The organism is Jatrophihabitans fulvus, from assembly GCF_054781375.1.
The window spans coordinates 45,669-61,940 of sequence record NZ_BAAGUN010000006.1 but is presented as its reverse complement, the minus strand read 5'-3'; the positions used below and the strand labels follow the sequence as shown (position 1 = coordinate 61,940).

At 73.2% G+C, this 16,272-nt stretch carries 17 protein-coding genes; 13 read left to right on the top strand and 4 right to left on the bottom strand.

Annotated features, from left to right (window positions below; genetic code table 11):
- Positions 1-32 precede the first annotated feature (32 nt).
- A complete protein-coding gene (locus ACYVP9_RS18220) occupies positions 33-326 on the top strand; it encodes a hypothetical protein (RefSeq protein ID WP_460606348.1) in 294 nt (97 codons plus the stop codon).
- Here the strand turns inward: ACYVP9_RS18220 and hmgA are convergent.
- Positions 281-1,576, bottom strand: coding sequence for a cupin domain-containing protein (gene hmgA, locus ACYVP9_RS18215; RefSeq protein ID WP_460606347.1), 1,296 nt, complete (start codon positions 1,574-1,576; stop codon positions 281-283). The two genes, ACYVP9_RS18220 and hmgA, sit on opposite strands and share 46 nt — an antisense overlap.
- A gap of 72 nt (positions 1,577-1,648) precedes the next feature.
- On the opposite strand from hmgA, the gene fahA reads away from it, so the two are divergent.
- Positions 1,649-2,872: a fumarylacetoacetase gene (fahA, locus tag ACYVP9_RS18210; RefSeq protein ID WP_460606346.1), complete on the top strand. Its 1,224-nt coding sequence runs from the start codon at positions 1,649-1,651 to the stop codon at positions 2,870-2,872.
- Positions 2,873-2,875: 3 nt separating this feature from the next.
- Positions 2,876-3,586 carry an IclR family transcriptional regulator gene (locus ACYVP9_RS18205; protein ID WP_460606345.1) on the top strand — a complete coding sequence of 237 codons (711 nt, stop codon included), beginning with the start codon at positions 2,876-2,878 and terminating at the stop codon, positions 3,584-3,586.
- 1 nt (position 3,587) lies between these two features.
- On the opposite strand, the gene ACYVP9_RS18200 is transcribed toward ACYVP9_RS18205, so the two are convergent.
- Together ACYVP9_RS18200 and ACYVP9_RS18195 are read right to left on the bottom strand one after the other, a co-directional pair.
- On the bottom strand, positions 3,588-3,875 hold the full coding sequence (locus ACYVP9_RS18200) for a hypothetical protein (protein WP_460606344.1): 288 nt from the start codon (positions 3,873-3,875) through the stop codon (positions 3,588-3,590).
- A 38-nt stretch (positions 3,876-3,913) separates the two neighbouring features.
- The gene (locus ACYVP9_RS18195) at positions 3,914-5,329 is read right to left on the bottom strand and encodes a cryptochrome/photolyase family protein (protein ID WP_460606343.1); all 1,416 of its coding nucleotides are present in this window, start codon (positions 5,327-5,329) and stop codon (positions 3,914-3,916) included.
- Here ACYVP9_RS18195 and ACYVP9_RS18190 point away from each other — a divergent pair.
- The 3 genes from ACYVP9_RS18190 to ACYVP9_RS18180 are packed head-to-tail and all read left to right on the top strand — an operon-like array spanning position 5,328 to position 7,503.
- Complete coding sequence (locus tag ACYVP9_RS18190; RefSeq protein ID WP_460606342.1) at positions 5,328-5,762, top strand: DUF5709 domain-containing protein; 435 nt, start codon at positions 5,328-5,330, stop codon at positions 5,760-5,762. The two genes, ACYVP9_RS18195 and ACYVP9_RS18190, sit on opposite strands and share 2 nt — an antisense overlap.
- A 17-nt stretch (positions 5,763-5,779) precedes the next feature.
- Complete coding sequence (locus tag ACYVP9_RS18185) at positions 5,780-6,418, top strand: MBL fold metallo-hydrolase (RefSeq protein WP_460606341.1); 639 nt, start codon at positions 5,780-5,782, stop codon at positions 6,416-6,418.
- Between the two features lie 5 nt (positions 6,419-6,423).
- On the top strand, positions 6,424-7,503 hold the full coding sequence (locus tag ACYVP9_RS18180; protein ID WP_460606611.1) for a dipeptidase: 1,080 nt from the start codon (positions 6,424-6,426) through the stop codon (positions 7,501-7,503).
- 1 nt (position 7,504) lies between these two features.
- On the opposite strand, the gene ACYVP9_RS18175 is transcribed toward ACYVP9_RS18180, so the two are convergent.
- Positions 7,505-8,479: a threonine/serine dehydratase gene (locus tag ACYVP9_RS18175; protein WP_460606340.1), complete on the bottom strand. Its 975-nt coding sequence runs from the start codon at positions 8,477-8,479 to the stop codon at positions 7,505-7,507.
- 106 nt (positions 8,480-8,585) lie between these two features.
- Here ACYVP9_RS18175 and ACYVP9_RS18170 point away from each other — a divergent pair, with 106 nt between their 5' ends.
- From ACYVP9_RS18170 to ACYVP9_RS18140, 7 genes are all read left to right on the top strand, one after another.
- A complete protein-coding gene (locus ACYVP9_RS18170; RefSeq protein WP_460606339.1) occupies positions 8,586-10,610 on the top strand; it encodes an oxidoreductase in 2,025 nt (674 codons plus the stop codon).
- A gap of 20 nt (positions 10,611-10,630) precedes the next feature.
- Complete coding sequence (locus ACYVP9_RS18165) at positions 10,631-11,746, top strand: hypothetical protein (RefSeq protein WP_460606338.1); 1,116 nt, start codon at positions 10,631-10,633, stop codon at positions 11,744-11,746.
- Between the two features lie 158 nt (positions 11,747-11,904).
- Positions 11,905-13,053 carry a sensor histidine kinase gene (locus ACYVP9_RS18160; RefSeq protein WP_460606337.1) on the top strand — a complete coding sequence of 383 codons (1,149 nt, stop codon included), beginning with the start codon at positions 11,905-11,907 and terminating at the stop codon, positions 13,051-13,053.
- Positions 13,050-13,718, top strand: a complete 669-nt coding sequence (locus tag ACYVP9_RS18155) for a transcriptional regulator (protein ID WP_460606336.1) — start codon at positions 13,050-13,052, stop codon at positions 13,716-13,718. Before ACYVP9_RS18160 ends, ACYVP9_RS18155 begins: the two co-directional genes overlap by 4 nt.
- A 78-nt stretch (positions 13,719-13,796) precedes the next feature.
- Positions 13,797-14,633: an amidohydrolase family protein gene (locus ACYVP9_RS18150; RefSeq protein ID WP_460606335.1), complete on the top strand. Its 837-nt coding sequence runs from the start codon at positions 13,797-13,799 to the stop codon at positions 14,631-14,633.
- A 35-nt stretch (positions 14,634-14,668) separates the two neighbouring features.
- Positions 14,669-15,199 carry an MSMEG_0572/Sll0783 family nitrogen starvation response protein gene (locus ACYVP9_RS18145; protein WP_460606334.1) on the top strand — a complete coding sequence of 177 codons (531 nt, stop codon included), beginning with the start codon at positions 14,669-14,671 and terminating at the stop codon, positions 15,197-15,199.
- A gap of 4 nt (positions 15,200-15,203) precedes the next feature.
- Positions 15,204-16,271, top strand: a complete 1,068-nt coding sequence (locus tag ACYVP9_RS18140) for an MSMEG_0568 family radical SAM protein (protein WP_460606333.1) — start codon at positions 15,204-15,206, stop codon at positions 16,269-16,271.
- The last annotated feature ends 1 nt before the right edge of the window (position 16,272 follow it).

Genomic DNA, 16,272 nt, shown 5'->3' with positions numbered 1-16,272 from the left:
AAAGCGGCCGTTCGGCGCTCGCCATAGCCACGGTGGCCGCCTGCTCGTCGAACGGGAGCACAGAGGACGGGCCGACCCTGCGGGCCATCAAGCTCGGCGGCGACAACGGTGTGGCCGCGCCGTCCACCAAACCGGGGACCTCGCTGATCCTGCTGCTGGAACCCCTCTGCACGACCATCCACTACGGCGACGGCAAGACCGAGTTCGCTCAGCTCGACTACGCGGTCTGCACCTACGCGGCCTGCGACGTGGCGGGTACTAGATCACGGGCGGTAGCCGTTCACCCGGCGAAGTGGCGCTCGATGCCGGTCCAGACGGCGTCGTAGTCGGGCTGGCGTTCCCGCGCGGCCATGGCCTGATCGGTGACCACGATGGGCAGCCGCGTCTCGAACATGAACGCGAGCGTGTCGTCGACCTTCTGCGGGGCGAGCTCGACGGTGCTGGCCCGGTCGTACGTGGCGCGGTCCGGGCCGTGCGAGGTGAAGCAGGTGTGCAGGCTCGATCCGCCCGGCACGAAGCCCTCGGCCTTGGCGTCGTAGGCGCCGTGCACGAGTCCCATGAACTCGCTCATGACGTTGCGGTGGTACCACGGCGGACGGAACGTGTCCTCGCCGACGAGCCAGCGCGGCGGGAAGATCACGAAGTCGGCGTTGGCCGTGCCCGGAACCGTGTGGCTCGGCGAGGTCAGCACGGTGAAGATCGACGGGTCGGGATGGTCGAACGAGATCGTCCCCATGGTGTTGAAGCGGCGCAGGTCGTACTTGTAGGGCACGAGATTGCCGTGCCACCCGACGACGTCGAGCGGTGAGTGGTCGTAGTCGGCGGCCCACAGGTGGCCGAGGAACTTCTGCACCAGCCGCACCGGCCGGTCGTCGTCCTCGTACGCCGCGGTCGGGGCGAGGAAGTCGCGGTGGTTCGCGAGGCCGTTGGCACCGATGGGGCCCAGCTCGGGCAGCGTGAACATCGCGCCGTAGTTCTCGAGCACGTACCCGCGGGCGGAGCCGTCCGGCAACTCGACCCGGAAGCGCAGCCCGCGCGGGACGACCGCGATCTCGTTCGGCTCGACGAGCAGCACGCCGAGCTCGGTGACGAGGCGCAGCCGGCCCTGCTGGGGCACGATGAGCAACTCGCCGTCGCTGTCGACGAAGTAGTCGTCGACCATCGACGCCGTGGCCGCGTAGAGGTGGACCGCGACGCCGTCCTGCGCGCGCACGTCGCCGGTGCCGCCCATGGTGAACAGCGAGCGGACGAAGTCGACCGGCTCGTCCGGCAGCTCGAACGCGTCCCAGCGCAGCCGGTTCGGCTCGGGCGCGTCGTTGCGGATCGGGCTCGCCTGCAGGCGGCCGCCGTCGACGCGCCGGTACGACGGGTGCGCCGCGGACGGGCGGATGCGGTACACCCAGGTGCGCCGGTTGAGGTGCCGCGGCGCGGTGAACGCCGTGCCCGACAGCTGCTCGGCGTACAGGCCGAGCGGCGCCTGCTGCGGCGAGTTGCGACCGACGGGCAGTGCCCCCGCGACGGCCTCGCTGTGGTGCTGGTTGCCGAACCCCGCCAGGTACCCGAGCTCGTTGCCCATGCAGCGGACGCTACGCGCGGCCCGATATGCGTGTAAAGATGTGCGATATCCGAACGAGAGTGAGGTGGTCGGATGGCGACGACCAGCTGGGTCCCCGGGGCGACGGGCAGCGGGTACGACACCGACCACCTGCCCTACGGGGTCTTCTCGACGTCGTCCGATCCGTCGCCCCGCGTCGGCGTGCGGGTCGGCGACCACGTGGCCGACCTGTCGGCGGCGGCGCGCGACGGCCGTCCGCAGTGGTCCGACCTGCTGGGCGCGCCCGCGCTGAACCCGCTGCTCGCGGCCGGCCCCGACGTGTGGGCCGCCGTCCGTGCGTGGGCGCGGGACCTGCTCACCGACCCGGCGCAGCGCGGGCACGTCGAGCTGACCCCCGTCGCCGACGCGATCATGCGGCTGCCCTTCGAGGTGGCCGACTACGTCGACTTCTACGCCTCCCTCGACCACGCCACCAACGTCGGGCGCATTCTGCGTCCCGACAGCGAGCCGCTCAAGGAGAACTGGCGCCACCTGCCCGTGGGCTACCACGGACGCGCCGGGTCGGTGGTCGTGTCGGGCACCGTGATCCACCGTCCGCGGGGGCAGCGCCGGGACCCCGGTGCCGCCGGCCCGGTCGTCGGCCCGAGCGTGCGGCTGGACATCGAGGCCGAGCTCGGCTTCGTCGTCGGCCGGGCCGTGCCGCTGGGCCGCAGCGTGCCGACCGCCGAGTACGAGCGGACGGTCTTCGGTGTCGTCGGCGTCAACGACTGGTCGGCGCGCGACATCCAGGCCTGGGAGTACGTGCCGCTGGGCCCGAACCTCGGCAAGTCGTTCGCCACGTCGGTGTCGGCGTGGGTGACCCCGCTCGCCGCGCTCGAGGGTGCGCGGGTGCCGCTGCCGCCGCAGGAGCCGGCGGTCAGCGACTACCTGCGGCAGGACGGCGCCTACGGCTACGACATCGCCGTCGAGGTCGAGATCGGCGGTCAGGTGGTGGCCCGTCCGAACTACCGCACGATGTACTGGTCACCGGCCCAGATGCTGGCCCACATGACGGTCAACGGCGCGTCGCTGCGAGTGGGTGACCTGTACGCGTCCGGCACGATCTCCGGACCGCAGCGGCACGAGCGCGGGTCGCTGCTCGAATTGTCGTGGGGCGGGGCGGAACCGTTCGAGGTGGCGGGACAGCCGCGCACCTTCCTGCTCGACGGCGACGAGGTGGTGCTGCGCTACTCCGCCCCGTCGACCGGCGGCGGCACCCTCGCGCTCGGCGAGGTGCGCGGCCGCGTGCTGCCCGCGCACGACCCGGCCGGCGGTTAGGCCGTGCCCGAGATCGCGCAGACCGCCGACCACGCGCTGCGCATCCTCGAGGAGCTGGGTCGCGGCGCGCCGCTGACGGCGGCGCAGCTGGGCGAGCGGCTCGCGCTCAACCGCACCGTCACGCACCGGCTGCTCACCACGCTGGCCGCGCGCGGCTTCGTGCTGCGCCGCGACGGCGCCTACCGGCCCGGTCCGACCCTGGCGCGGCTGGCGGGGACCCCCGAGCCCGACCTGCGTGCGGTCGCCCGTCCGGTGATGGCGCAGCTCGCGGGGACGGTCGGGGAGACGGTGACGTTGCACGTGCTCGACGGCGGCCAGGCGGTCGTCCTCGACCAGGTCGTCGCGGACGGTCACGTGGTGCGGGTGAGCGAGCGGGTCGGCGCTCGGCACGGGCTCGACGTCAGCGCCAGCGGACGGGTCGTGCTGGCCTTCCTTCCGCCCGCGGTCGCGGACGCGATCGTGCGGCGCGCGTCGAGTCCGGACCGGCTCGAGCGGACCCTGCGTGCGGTGCGCCGGCGCCGCTACGACACGTCGCGCGACGAGCTGCAGAACGGGGTGCACGGGCTCGCCGTGCCGATCCTCGGGCCGGGCGGGTCGGCGCTCGCGTCGCTGGCCGTGCTCGTGCCCAGCAGTCGCGCCCGGTCGTTGCCGGGGGCGCGGGACGCGCTGTGGCAGGCCGCCGAACGTATCGGGACCCGGCTCGGACCGGGATAGGTCAGGCGGCGCGGTGGCCGGGCATCTCGGAGCCGGCGTCGGGCACCGTCATGGCGCGGGCGTAGGCGACGGCGAAGGGGCGCACCGCGCCCGGGTGGTGCGTGGCGGGGTCGACGACGGTGCGCCAGACGGGATCGTCCTCGGGGCCGGTCGCGGTCCGGGGCTGCGCGGACGGGGCGGGACGGCGCACCTCACGAGTGCGGTTCTCGCGGAACAGCAGGCTCGCGAACGCGACGAGCAGGAGCATCGCGACGGCCGTCGCGGCAATGACGAGCACGAGATCCCACATGGCTTCCCCCGGTGATCCGGACGCCCCCGCAGCCCGTCTCAGCCCTTGATCCTGCCATACCTCTCGAGCGCGACCTCGCGTTCGTGCTTGTGGTCGACCAGGCGTGTCGGATACCCCTCGGGGACCCCGTCGGGCAGGTCCCAGGGCTCGTGGGCGGCCTTGCCCTCGACGTCGCGCAGCTCCGGGATCCAGCGGCGGACGTACGCGCCGTCGGGGTCGAACTTGAGGCCCTGCGTGATCGGGTTGAAGACGCGGAAGAAGGGCGAGGCGTCGGTGCCGGACCCGGCCGTCCACTGCCAGCCGTGGTTGTTGGACGCGAGGTCGCCGTCGACCAGGTGCTGCATGAAGTGCCGCGCGCCGTGGGTCCACTCGATGTGCAGGTCCTTGACCAGGAACGACGCGACGATCATCCGGACCCGGTTGTGGATCCAGCCCTCGCCGAGCAGCTGTCGCATGCCCGCGTCGACGATCGGGAAACCCGTCCGCCCCTCACGCCACGCGTCGAAGCCCTCGTCGAAGGCCTTCGTCCCGGCGCGGGTGTAGTCCATCTTCGCGAACTGCGGCTGGTAGTACTCCCGCGCCGACTCCGGGAAGAAGTGCAGGATCGTCGCGTAGAACTCGCGCCACGCGATCTCCTTGCGGTACGTGTCGTCGGCGAGGTCCTTGACGTCGGCGAGGATCGTCCGCGGGTGGATGCAGCCGTACTTGAGATAGACCGACATGCGCGACGTGCGATCGAGGTCCGGACGGTTGCGGTTGTCGTCGTACTTCGACAGCAGACCCTTGTCGCGGTACGCCTTCCAGGCCGCGAGCGCGGCGTCCTCGCCCGGGTCGGGCAGCTCGAGGTCCTTCGGCAGCGACGGGTCCTTCGGGATGTCGGTGCTCTCGAGACCGGTGTGCCACTCGACCCGGCCGGCCTTCGTCGCCGCGGGGTCGCGCCAGCCGTGCTCGAGCCACGCGCGGTAGAACGGGGTGTAGACCTTGAACGGCTTGCCCGAGCCGTTGAGCACCCGTCCGGGTGCGATGGCGTAGGGCGAGCCGGTGCGTACGAGCGGCACGTCGCCCAGCGCCTGCTCGACCGCCTCGTCGCGCCGCGAGCCGTACGGGCCGAAGTCGGCCGCGATGTGCACCGACGAGGCGTCCGCCTCCTTCACGACGCGGGGGACGACGTTCTCCGGCTTGCCGCGGCGCACCACCAGTGCCCCGCCCTTCTCGCGCAGGTCGGCGTCCAGTGCGCGCAGCGTCCGGTAGAGGAACGCGGTGCGCGGCCCGCCGGCGGGCTTGAGCAGCGCCTGGTCGAGGACGAACAGTGCGACCACGGGGCCGTCCTTCGCCGCCTCGTCCAGCGCGGGGTTGTCGCGCAGCCGCAGATCGCGCCGGAACCAGAGAACGGACGTCACACCCGCGAGCCTGCCCGTGACAGCGGCGGCGATATCGGGAAGGTGAAGTGGCATGACCGAGCCTGAAGACCGTGACGACCTGTACGAGGGCGTCGTCGTCGACGCCAGCCAGCTGGACCCGTCCGAGACGCTGACCGGGTCGAACACCGACGACCCGCTGGACGCCGGCTACAACCCGCCCGACCGCGAGCCGCACTCGTTCCGTGGCGACACCGCCGAGGAGACCCTCGAGGGGGAGTCGCTCGACGAGCGGCTGTCGGAGGAGGAGCCCGACGTGTCCGAAGCAGACCTGGACCGTGCCGACGAGCGGGAGCGGGTCGGACGGCTCGTGGCCCCGGACGAGGGCGCGCACCCGGACGAGGAGAAGGACGAGATCGCCACGGACGTCGGCCGGGCCGGGTACGCGGCCAGCGCGGAGGAGGCCGCCATGCACGCGGCCGAGGAGGCGGCGCCGCCTGCGGACCTGGACGGGCCGGCCACCGTCTGAGTTCTAGGCTCGGACCCATGCAGCTGACGAAGTACACGCACTCGTGCGTGAGATTCGACGACGGCGACCGCACCCTCGTGCTCGACCCCGGCGCCTTCAGCGAACTCGACGCCGCGCTCGACGGTGCCGACGCGGTGGTGGTCACGCACGAGCACCCCGATCACGTCGACGTCGAGCGGTTGCGCGCGGCGGCCCGCAAGGACCCGCGGCTCGCGATCTGGACGACGCCGGCCCTCGCGCAGCAACTCGATCTCGGGGAGCAGGTCACGGCGATCGGGGCGGGCGAGTCGTTCGAGGCGGCGGGCTTCTCCGTGCGCACGTTCGGCGGGCAGCACGCGGTGATCCACCCGAGCATCCCGGTGATCGCGAACGTCGGCGTGCTCGTGAACGGGTCGGTGTACCACCCGGGCGACTCGTTCGCGGTGCCGCCCGTGCCCGTCGACACCCTGTTCGCGCCGGTCCACGCGCCGTGGTCGAAGGTGTCCGAGGTGATCGACTTCGTCGTCTCGGTGCGGGCGCCGCGGACGTTCAATCTGCACGACTCGCTGCTCACCGACATCGGCCTCGGTGTCGTCGAAGGTCAGATCACCCGCATCGGGGCAGAGCACGGCAGCGAGTACCGCCACCTCGCTTCCGGCGAGACCGTCGACGCGTGACGTCGATGCGGGTGGTCGACGGCCACAACGACCTGCCATGGGCCATGCGGTTGCTGAACGACTACGACCTCGACGCCTACCCGGTCGACGTCGAGCAGGACGCGACGCACACCGACCTGGTGCGGTTGCGCCGCGGTGGCGTGGCGGCGCAGTTCTGGTCGGTGTACGTCTCGACGCAGCTGGGCGAGCGCAGCGTCGCGGCCACGCTCGAGCAGGTCGACTTCGTGCTGCGCATGATCGCGCGATATCCGGACGAGCTCGAGCTGGCGTTGACCGCTGACGACGTCGAGCGGGCTTGGGAACAGGGCCGCATCGCCTCGCTCATGGGTGCCGAGGGTGGCCACAGCATCGACTCGTCCCTCGCCGTGTTGCGCACCCTGCACGCCATGGGGGTGCGCTACATGACGCTCACCCACAACGACAACGTGCCGTGGGCCGACTCGGCGACCGACGAACCCGCGGTAGGGGGACTGAGCGACTTCGGGCGTGACGTCGTGCGCGAGATGAACCGGCTCGGGATGCTCGTCGACCTGTCGCACGTGGCCCCGTCGACGATGCGCGACGCGCTCGACACCTCGTCGGTCCCGGTGATCTTCAGCCACTCGTCGGCCCGGGCGGTCACCGACCACGTGCGCAACGTGCCCGACGACGTGCTCACGACCCTGGCCGGCAACGGCGGCGTGTGCATGGTGACCTTCGTGCCCGCGTTCGTGTCGTCCGCCTGCGCCGAGTGGAACGCGGCCGTCGTCGCCGACATGGCCGAGCGCGGCGAGGACCGCCGCGATCTCGCCGCGCTCGACGCGGCGGCCGAGCGGTACGCGGCCGAGCACCCGCGTCCGGTCGCCACCCTCGCCGACGTGGCCGACCACGTCGAGCACGTGCGCGAGGTCGCCGGTGTCGAGCACGTCGGCCTCGGCGGCGACTACGACGGCTGCGACGGCCTGCCCACCGGGCTCGAGGACGTCTCGACCTACCCCGCCCTGCTCGACGAACTGCGGTCGCGCTCGTGGTCGGAGGACGACCTCGCCGCCCTGACCCACCGCAACGCGCTGCGGGTGCTGCGCGACGCCACGCCGTCCGCCTGATTCACCCGACGACAGGCGTCCGCCCGGCCAGCACCTCGGTGAGCACGGCGGCGTCGACGTTGCCGCCGGAGTGCACGACGCCGACGCGGCGTCCGGCCATCGCCGCGCGCTCGGCGAGCAGGCCGGCGAGGGCGAGCGCGCCGGCCGGCTCGGCCAGGTTGTGCGTGGTCCTCAGCATCACCCGCATCGCCTCGGCGGCCAGGTCGTCCGACACCGTGACCACGCGGGCCAGTCCGCCGGCCAGGACGCTGATCGCGTCGGGGTCGGGGCTGCGGGTGGCGACGCCGTCGACGAAGGTGTCGGCCGTCGGCGTGGTGACCACGTGACCCGCCGCCAGTGAGCGGGCGGTGGCGTCGGCGCGGTCGCTGACGACCCCGACGATCTGCGTGTCGAGCCCGAGCAGGTCCCGCACGCCGATGAGCCCGCACGCGCCGGAGCCCATGCCGATGGCGACGTACACGACGTCGAGCGCCGGCGCGGCGGCGAGGAACTCGTCGGCGTAGGTGGCCACGCCGAGCACGAGGTCGGGGTGGAACGACGGCACCATCTCGAGACCGGGGTCGGCGGCGGCCAGTTCGGTGGCGTACTCGCGGCTGGCCTGGAAGTCGTGGCCCTTCTCCAACACGGTCGCGCCGAGCGCGCGCATCGCCGCGTTCTTGTCGAGGCTGTTGCCCTGCGGCACGACGATGGTGACGTCCAGGCCGGCGCGGCGGCCCGCGACCGCCAGGCTCTGCCCGTGGTTGCCGCGGGTTGCGCACACCAGCCCGGTGACCTCGGGGCGGCGGGTGCGCAGCCGGTCGACGTAGACGAGCCCGCCGCGCACCTTGAACGCCCCGACCGGCGTGTGGTTCTCGTGCTTGACCCACACCTCGGCGCCGGTGGCGTCGTCGAGCAACGGCCAGTGGTGGGTGGGGGTCGGCGGGACGACGGCCCGGACGGTGGCGGCAGCGAGGTCGAGATCGGTGCGGCTGAACATGCCGGCCAGTCTGGTGCGGACGGGGGCCCCGGCGCCCGGGCCGATCGCGACCCGATGGCCTGGTTCGACGGGGCACCGGGGGTTACCCGCGAGTAGGTTGACGGCCATGACGCGCTTCCCGCACCTGCTCGCGCCCCTGGACCTCGGGTTCACGACGCTGCCGAACCGGGTGCTCATGGGCTCGATGCACACCGGACTGGAGGACCGTCCGAAGAACCTGCCGAAGCTGGCCGAGTTCTACGCCGAGCGGGCCCGCGGCGGTGTCGCGCTCATCGTCACCGGCGGTTTCGCGCCCAACCGCACCGGCTGGCTGCTGCCGCTGGCCGGCAAGCTGACGACCGGGCGCGAGGTCGCGCGGCACCGCGAGATCACCGACGCGGTGCACGACAACGGCGGGCGCATCGCCCTGCAGGTGCTGCACGCCGGCCGGTACAGCTATCACCCGCTGTCGGCCACCGCGTCGCGCTCGAAGTCACCGATCACGCCGTTCTCCGCGCGGGGGATGACGTCGCGGGAGGTCCGTCGCACCGTCGACGACTTCGCGCACACCGCCGAACTCGCCCGCCGCGCCGGCTACGACGGCGTCGAGATCATGGGGTCCGAGGGCTACCTGATCAACCAGTTCCTCACCGAGCGGGTCAACCGCCGTGACGACGAGTGGGGCGGCAGCGCCGCGAACCGCCGCCGCTTCCCGACCGAGATCGTCCGCCGGTCGCGCGCGGCCGCGGGCGACGACTTCATCGTCTGCTACCGCATGTCGCTGCTCGATCTCGTCGAGAAGGGGCAGAGCTGGGACGAGACCGTGGCGCTCGCCCACGACGTCGAGGCCGCGGGCGCCACGCTGATCAACACCGGCATCGGCTGGCACGAGGCGCGTGTGCCGACGATCGTCACGTCGGTGCCGCGGGCGGCGTTCGCCGACGTGACCGGACGGCTGCGCGCCGAGGTCGGCATCCCGGTCGTCGCGTCCAACCGCATCAACATGCCCGAGGTCGCCGAGCGGATCCTGGCCGACGGGCAGGCCGACATGGTGTCGCTGGCCCGGCCGTTCCTCGCCGATCCCGACTGGGTGCGCAAGGCTGCCGAAGAGCGCGCGGACGAGATCAACACCTGTATCGCCTGCAACCAGGCGTGCCTGGACCACACGTTCAAGCACAAGATCGCGTCGTGCCTGGTGAACCCGCGGGCGGGCCACGAGACCGAGCTCGTGCTGCTGCCGACCCGCCGCGCCGCCCGGGTCGCCGTCGTCGGGGCCGGCCCCGCGGGGCTCGCGGTCGCCACCGCCGCCGCCGAGCGCGGTCACGAGGTCGAACTCTTCGAGGCCGAACCCGAACTCGGTGGGCAATTCCAACTCGCTCGGCGCATCCCCGGCAAGGAGGAGTTCGCCGAGACGCTGCGCTACTTCACCCGCCGGCTCGAGCTGCTCGGCGTCAAGGTGCACCTCGGCCACGCCGTCACGGCGGCCGAGCTGACCGCCGGTTCGTGGGACCACGTCGTCGTCGCCACCGGCGTCACCGCGCGGCGGCTCACGGTGCCCGGTGCCGACCGTCCGAACGTGCACGGCTACGCCGACGTCGTCACCGGAGCGGTCACCGTCGGACGGCGGGTCGCCGTGATCGGTGCCGGGGGCATCGGCTTCGACGTGGCCGAGTTCCTCACCGACCCGGCCCCGGACGGCCGTCCGCAACCGCTGGACGCGTGGCGCCGCGAGTGGGGAGTCGGCGACCCGGCGACCGAGCGCGGCGGGCTGGGCACCGCCGTCCGTCCGGCGGCCGCCCGCCAGGTGTACCTGCTGCAGCGCAAGAGCTCGAAGGTCGGCGCCGGGCTGGGCAAGACCTCCGGCTGGGTGCACCGCAGCTCGCTCGCGCACCGCGGCGTCGAGACGCTGAAGGGCGTCACCTACGTGCGCATCGACGGCGCCGGGCTGCACGTCACCGTCGACGAGCAGCCGCGCGTGCTCGAGGTCGACGACGTGGTCGTGTGCGCCGGCCAGGAACCGCGCCGCGAGCTCGCCGACGAGCTCGCCGGCGCACCGTTCGCGGTCCACGTCGTGGGCGGGGCCGACGTCGCCGCCGAGCTCGACGCGAAGCGGGCGATCGACCAGGGTGTCCGCCTCGCGGCGTCCCTCTGACGCCCGACAGAATCGGCTGCGTGGCCATCGCCTTCCCCGAGCCGGTCGAGCCGGCCGAGTTCGCCGCGGAGTTCCGCCGTGCGGCCGTGACCGAGGAGCGTGTCGCGTCCGCCCTCGGGTCGGTGGCCAGCCGGTCGGTGCGCATCGGTCCGTACGCCGCGGGCCCGCTCGCGCGGGTGTCCGCGGCCGGGGTTCTGGGCACGCCGCGGGTGCGGCGCACCGACCCGTCGGCGCCGGCGTTCGTCGTCACCGTGCCGGCGACGCTCGAGCTTTCGGTGCGGGTGGGGGTCGAGTCGCGCGTGCGCGCGGACGTGGAGATCGACCTGACCCTCACCCCGCGTCCCGCCCACCCGCTGGTGCTGGTCATCGACATCGCTGCGCTGCAGGCGAGCGACGTGCGCATCCGGGTGCGGGGCCGGGGGCTCGGCGCCGCCGTCAGCGGCCTCATCGGGGTCACGCCCGGCGCCGTCACCGACGAGGTCCGGCGCCAGGTGGCCTGCCAGGTCTCGAACCTCCTCGACGGCGACGCCCTGCGGCGGGCGCGGACCATCGACGTCGCCGCGCGCATCGACGGCGCGTCCCGGCCCACCCCGGGACGCAGGGACGCGGTGCGCTGGCAGTGGATCGGTGACGCCGAGTTCGGCGAGCGCTTCCTGGCCCGGGCCGTCACGCGCGAGCGCGTCGCGCACGGGTTCGGCACGCTGGCCGGACGCCCGCTCTCGATCGGGCCGCTGAAGGTGGGCCCGGGCGGCATGGCCGAGGTGCGCGCCGAGGGCGCGGTCGGCACCCCCGAGGTGTCCGACGACCCGGCGGGTGGGTACGCCGTCACGCTGCCGCTCGGTCTCGACATCGCCGTCGTCCTGGCGCGCGAGAACCGCTACCACGCCGACGTCCGGGTCGCGCTGCGCGCCGTCGCGCGCCCGGCCGCCGGGCTGACCGTCGTCATCGACATCCCGCCGGTGGGACCCGACGACGTCGCGGTCACGCTGACGCCCGCCGACAACCTCGCCGGCATGCTCGCCCGCGCCGGCAAGCTCGAGGACCAGCTCGTCGCCCAGGTCGTGCGCACCGTGAACGACCAGATCGGCGACGCCGCGGGACGCGTCGTCGACATCGGCGCGCGGGTCGCGGGCTAGTACCCGGGTACGGGTTCGCCCAGCGAAGACGGCCCCGCAGCGGGACGCGTGCGGCGGGCGTCACGCGGGACCGTCGGGGGGTCGCCGTCCCCGTCCCCAGGAGGTTCTCCGTGTCCGTTCTCCTCGCCGCGTCCGCGCGGTAGATCTAGGGTCGTCGCGTGCGGACGCACGGATGGCGCCGGGGCGCGGTCGTCACGACCGCGCTCGCGACGCTGATCGTCTCGCTGGTCGACCTGCAGCAGCACCATCACGCGATGGCCGGGGTCGGCCTCGCCGCCGCGGTCGCGTCGGCGGCGGCGGTGCTGCTGACGCAGTGGCGGCCCGAGGCGGCGGCGGCGCTCGTCGTGGTGATGACGACGCTGACCGCGAGCACGGTCGCGCCGCTGACTGCGGGCGAACCGTTCCCGTGGCCGGCGCGGAGCGTGCAGGCCCTGGTGGCGGTGCTCGTGTGCCTCGGCCTGGGGCCGGCGCCGCGGGTTCTCGCCCTGCGCCCACTGCTCGCCGCGACGACGCTCGTGGCGCAGGTCGCCGCGCTGGCCGTGATGAGCATGCGGACGCACGGGGTCGACTGGAACGACCTCGTGCCGGCCACGCTCTTCGCCGCCGCGGCGTGCGGTGTCGCCGACCTGCTGGCCTCGCGCCGCCGGGTGGGTGGGGAGCTCGTGCGGCAGCGGGCGGCCACCGCGAGCGAGCAGCAGGCCCGGTTGCTCGCCGAGGAGCGCGCCCGCATCGCCCGCGAGCTGCACGACGTGGTGGCCCACCACCTGTCGGTCGTCGTGGTGCGGGCCGACAGCGCACCGGTCCGTCTGCCCGGGGTCGACGCGCGGGTCGCCGCCGAGTTCGCGGCCGTCGCCGACGACGCCCGCGCGTCGCTGGAGCAGATGCGGCGCGTGCTGCTGCTGCTGCGCGACGAGACGGACCCGTCCGGGGCGGCGCCGCAGCCGACGCTCGCCGACGTCGCCGGTCTCGTCGCCGACGCGCGTGCCGCGGGCGCGGACATCCGCTTGGACGGGCCCGGCTGCGACGTCGGCGGGGTCGCCGGTCTCGTTGCCTACCGCACGGTGCAGGAGGCGGTCACGAACGCGCTGCGGCACGCACCCGGCGCGCCGGTCGACGTCCACGTCGGCCACGAGGCGGACGATCTCGTGGTGCGGGTCGAGAACCCGGCCGACGCCCGTCCGCTCGAGGAGGGCCACGGCCTGCGGGGCATGCGCGAGCGGGTGTCCGGAGCCGGCGGCACGGTGACGGCCGGCTACACCGACAGCGGCACGTTCGCCGTCCGCGCCGAGATCCCGGACGCGCGGTGACGATCACCGTCGTCGTGGCCGACGACCAGGAGATGGTGCGTGCCGGATTCGCTGCACTGCTCGCCGCCGAGGACGACATCGAGGTCGTCGGACAGGCGGCGGACGGCGAGCAGGCCGTGGCCGTGTGCACCGAGCTGCAGCCCGACGTCGTGCTGATGGACGTCCGCATGCCGGTGCTCGACGGCATCGGGGCGCTGCGCCGGCTGACGGCGCGGGGGTTGCCCACCCGCGTGGTCGTGCTCACCACGTTCGACCTGGACGAGTACGTGTACGACGCGCTGCGGGCCGGGGCCAGCGGGTTCCTGCTCAAGCACCTGCCACCGCGGGAGCTGGCCGCTGCCGTGCGGACCGTCGCGGCGGGCGAGTCGCTGCTCGCGCCGTCGGTCACCACGCGGCTCGTCGAGAGCTACCTGCGGCGCCCGCCCGTGCGCGCGGACGCCGGCCTGCCCGAACCGCTGACGCCGCGCGAGACCGAGGTGCTCGCGCTCGTCGCGACCGGACGGTCGAACGCCGAGATCGCCGCCGCGCTGGTGCTCGCCGAGCAGACGGTGAAGAGCCACGTGAGCCGGGTGTTCACCAAGCTCGGCGTCCGCGACCGCGCGCAGGCGGTGGTGTGGGCGTACGAGCACGGGCTCGCCGGACGGGGGTCGAGTTCGCCGCTGTGAAACACGGCGGTCACCGGGGACACGCGGAGTTGTTCCGACGGTAACCACGCGACAACGGCCGGTCCGTTGACTCGACGCATGGCACGGACGGCACCGCGGGTCACCCACGACGCGCACCGACACCTCGGGACGCTGCCGTCGTGGCCGTTCTACGGCGGCCCGCCCGTCAACCCGGACACGACCGCCCGCGCCACCATCGGCGACCTGCTCGCCGACCTGGACGACGAGGGCACCGAGCGCTGCCTGGTGCTGCCGAACTACGGCGTGCCCGACATCGGCGAGTCGTTCGCGCTCAACGAGCTCGTGATCGAGGCCGCGCAACGCGACGAGCGCATCCGCGCCGGACTGTTCGTCTCGCCGCGCTCGCAGGACGCCGACCTCAACGCGAAGGCCCTCGCGCTGGCCGGCGAGTCCGGGGTGCGCGCGCTCAAGACGACCTTCCTGCTCGGCGGGTCGGCCACGGACCCCGACTGCCTGGAGCAGCTCGACACCGTCTTCGCCGCCGCCCGCGAGCACGACCTCACCGTGCACGTGCACACGTCACCCGGCGCGGCGTCGGACATCGACCAGGTCGGCACGCTCGTCGACCGTTACGCCGACGACGTGCGCCTGCACCTCGTGCACCTCGGCGGCGGCATGAGCGGCCACATCAAGCTCATCGGCGGCCGCTTCTTCGACTGGATCGCCGCCGGCAAACGCGTCTACACCGACACGAGCTGGGCGATCGGCTTCGCGCCCCGCTGGCTGGCCGCCGAGATCGAGCGCCGCGGGGTAGGGGCCGACCGCGTGCTGTTCGCCTCGGACGAGCCCTGGGGCGACTGGATCGGCGAGCACGCCCGGCTCGTCGCGGCCGCCGGCGACGGCGAGCTCGCCCGCCACGTGTTCACCGACAACTTCGACGCGCTCTACGGCTGAGCGCGGTTCTTCACCCACCGCAGAAGGAGACCCGCATGACCACCACCATCGCCGACCCGACCGTCGCCGAGAACGCCGAGAAGAGCCGGGACGAGATCCCGCACCCGTCGCTCGGCAAGGGCAGCAGCCTCTACGGCGGCACCAAGGTCTTCCCCGACTACCAGGCCTCGGAGGGCCAGGCGTGGTTCGGGCTCGTGCACGCGATCGCGCACGAGTCGTCCGTCAGTTTCGTGGCGATCCTGCAGGCCACCCGCGCGCTGCGGAAGGGCTTCGAGTCGGCGCTCTACTTCTACGGGCCGGGCGCGATCAACTGCAACGCGAACCGCGGTTTCCCGACGACGGGCGACGACGCGTTCCCCGGCGAGACCAACATCAACAATGCGCTCGCGACCTTCATCGCCGAGGGCGGCACGGTCTACTGCTGCCGCTTCGGCATGGCCCTGCACGGCATGCGCGAGGAGGACCTCATGGAGGGCATCATCCCCACGCACCCGCTCGACGTGCAGGACGCGGTGATCCACTACGCCAACAAGGGCGCCATCATCCAGTCGAACTTCATGGTCTGAGCCGATGGTCAGCACCACGCTGCGGGCCGACCTCGCCACGCACGGCGTCGCGGTCTCCGACGACGACGCGCCCGTGCGCCGCCGTGCCGGCGCGGGCCCGTCCGACGACGGACACCTGCTGCTCGGCGGCGTCGGCACCGCGCTGCCGATCGTCGCGACGAGCAAGTACCAGGTGCGCGGCGGACGGTTGCTGCTCGGCGGGGCCGACCTCGGCCTGGACGTGACCCCCGTCGAGCGGCCGCGGTTCTACGACCTCGCGACCGCCGACGGCGTCCCCTACGAGCAGATCGCCCGGCTGCACGGCAAGGACGTGCTGGCCACGACCGTGGTGCAGACGTGCATCCGCTACGACGAGTCCGAACGCTGCCGGTTCTGCGCGATCGAGGAGTCGCTGGAGCAGGGTTCGACGACCGCGGTCAAGACGCCGGCCCAGCTGGCCGAGGTCGCGCGGGCCGCGGTGGAGCTCGACGGCGTGCGGCAGATGGTGATGACCACCGGCACGTCGGCGGGACGCGACCGCGGCGCCCGGCACCTCGCCCGGTGCGTGCGTGCCGTGGTCGAGGCGCTGCCCGGTCTGCCGGTGCAGGTGCAGCTCGAGCCTCCTGCGGATCTCGCCGCGATCGGTGGGCTGCGCGAGGCCGGTGCGGTCAGCATCGGCATCCATGTCGAGAGCCTGGACGACACCGTGCGGCGCCGGTGGATGCCGGGCAAGGGTTCGGTGCCGATGGCCGAGTACCGCGCCGCGTGGGCCGAGGCCGTCCGCGTCTTCGGGCGCAACCAGGTGTCGACCTACCTCATCGTCGGGCTCGGCGAGGACGCGGACGAGCTGGTGGCCGGCGCCGCGGAGCTGATCGACATGGGCGTCTACCCCTTCGTGGTGCCGTACCGGCCCATTGCCGGGACGCTCGCCACCACGGTCGACCGTGCGCAGGCACCGCCCTCGTGGCTGGTCGCCGACGTCACGTCCCGGGTCGGCGAGTTGTTGGAGCAGGCGGATATGCGCGGCTCCGAGCAAAAGGCTGGGTGTGCCGCGTGTGGAGCGTGCAGCGCCCTGAGCACGGCCGGAGGATGAC

What these genes read in the sequence shown, in the direction of transcription:
- hmgA (WP_460606347.1), bottom strand. Translation starts at nt 1,576, where the DNA reads ATGGGCAACGAGCTCGGGTACCTGGCGGGGTTCGGCAACCAGCACCAC.
- fahA (WP_460606346.1), top strand. Translation starts at nt 1,649, where the DNA reads ATGGCGACGACCAGCTGGGTCCCCGGGGCGACGGGCAGCGGGTACGAC.
- ACYVP9_RS18200 (WP_460606344.1), bottom strand. Translation starts at nt 3,875, where the DNA reads ATGTGGGATCTCGTGCTCGTCATTGCCGCGACGGCCGTCGCGATGCTC.
- ACYVP9_RS18190 (WP_460606342.1), top strand. Translation starts at nt 5,328, where the DNA reads ATGACCGAGCCTGAAGACCGTGACGACCTGTACGAGGGCGTCGTCGTC.
- ACYVP9_RS18195 (WP_460606343.1), bottom strand. Translation starts at nt 5,329, where the DNA reads ATGCCACTTCACCTTCCCGATATCGCCGCCGCTGTCACGGGCAGGCTC.
- ACYVP9_RS18185 (WP_460606341.1), top strand. Translation starts at nt 5,780, where the DNA reads ATGCAGCTGACGAAGTACACGCACTCGTGCGTGAGATTCGACGACGGC.
- ACYVP9_RS18180 (WP_460606611.1), top strand. Translation starts at nt 6,424, where the DNA reads ATGCGGGTGGTCGACGGCCACAACGACCTGCCATGGGCCATGCGGTTG.
- ACYVP9_RS18175 (WP_460606340.1), bottom strand. Translation starts at nt 8,479, where the DNA reads ATGTTCAGCCGCACCGATCTCGACCTCGCTGCCGCCACCGTCCGGGCC.
- ACYVP9_RS18170 (WP_460606339.1), top strand. Translation starts at nt 8,586, where the DNA reads ATGACGCGCTTCCCGCACCTGCTCGCGCCCCTGGACCTCGGGTTCACG.
- ACYVP9_RS18150 (WP_460606335.1), top strand. Translation starts at nt 13,797, where the DNA reads ATGGCACGGACGGCACCGCGGGTCACCCACGACGCGCACCGACACCTC.
- ACYVP9_RS18145 (WP_460606334.1), top strand. Translation starts at nt 14,669, where the DNA reads ATGACCACCACCATCGCCGACCCGACCGTCGCCGAGAACGCCGAGAAG.
- ACYVP9_RS18140 (WP_460606333.1), top strand. Translation starts at nt 15,204, where the DNA reads ATGGTCAGCACCACGCTGCGGGCCGACCTCGCCACGCACGGCGTCGCG.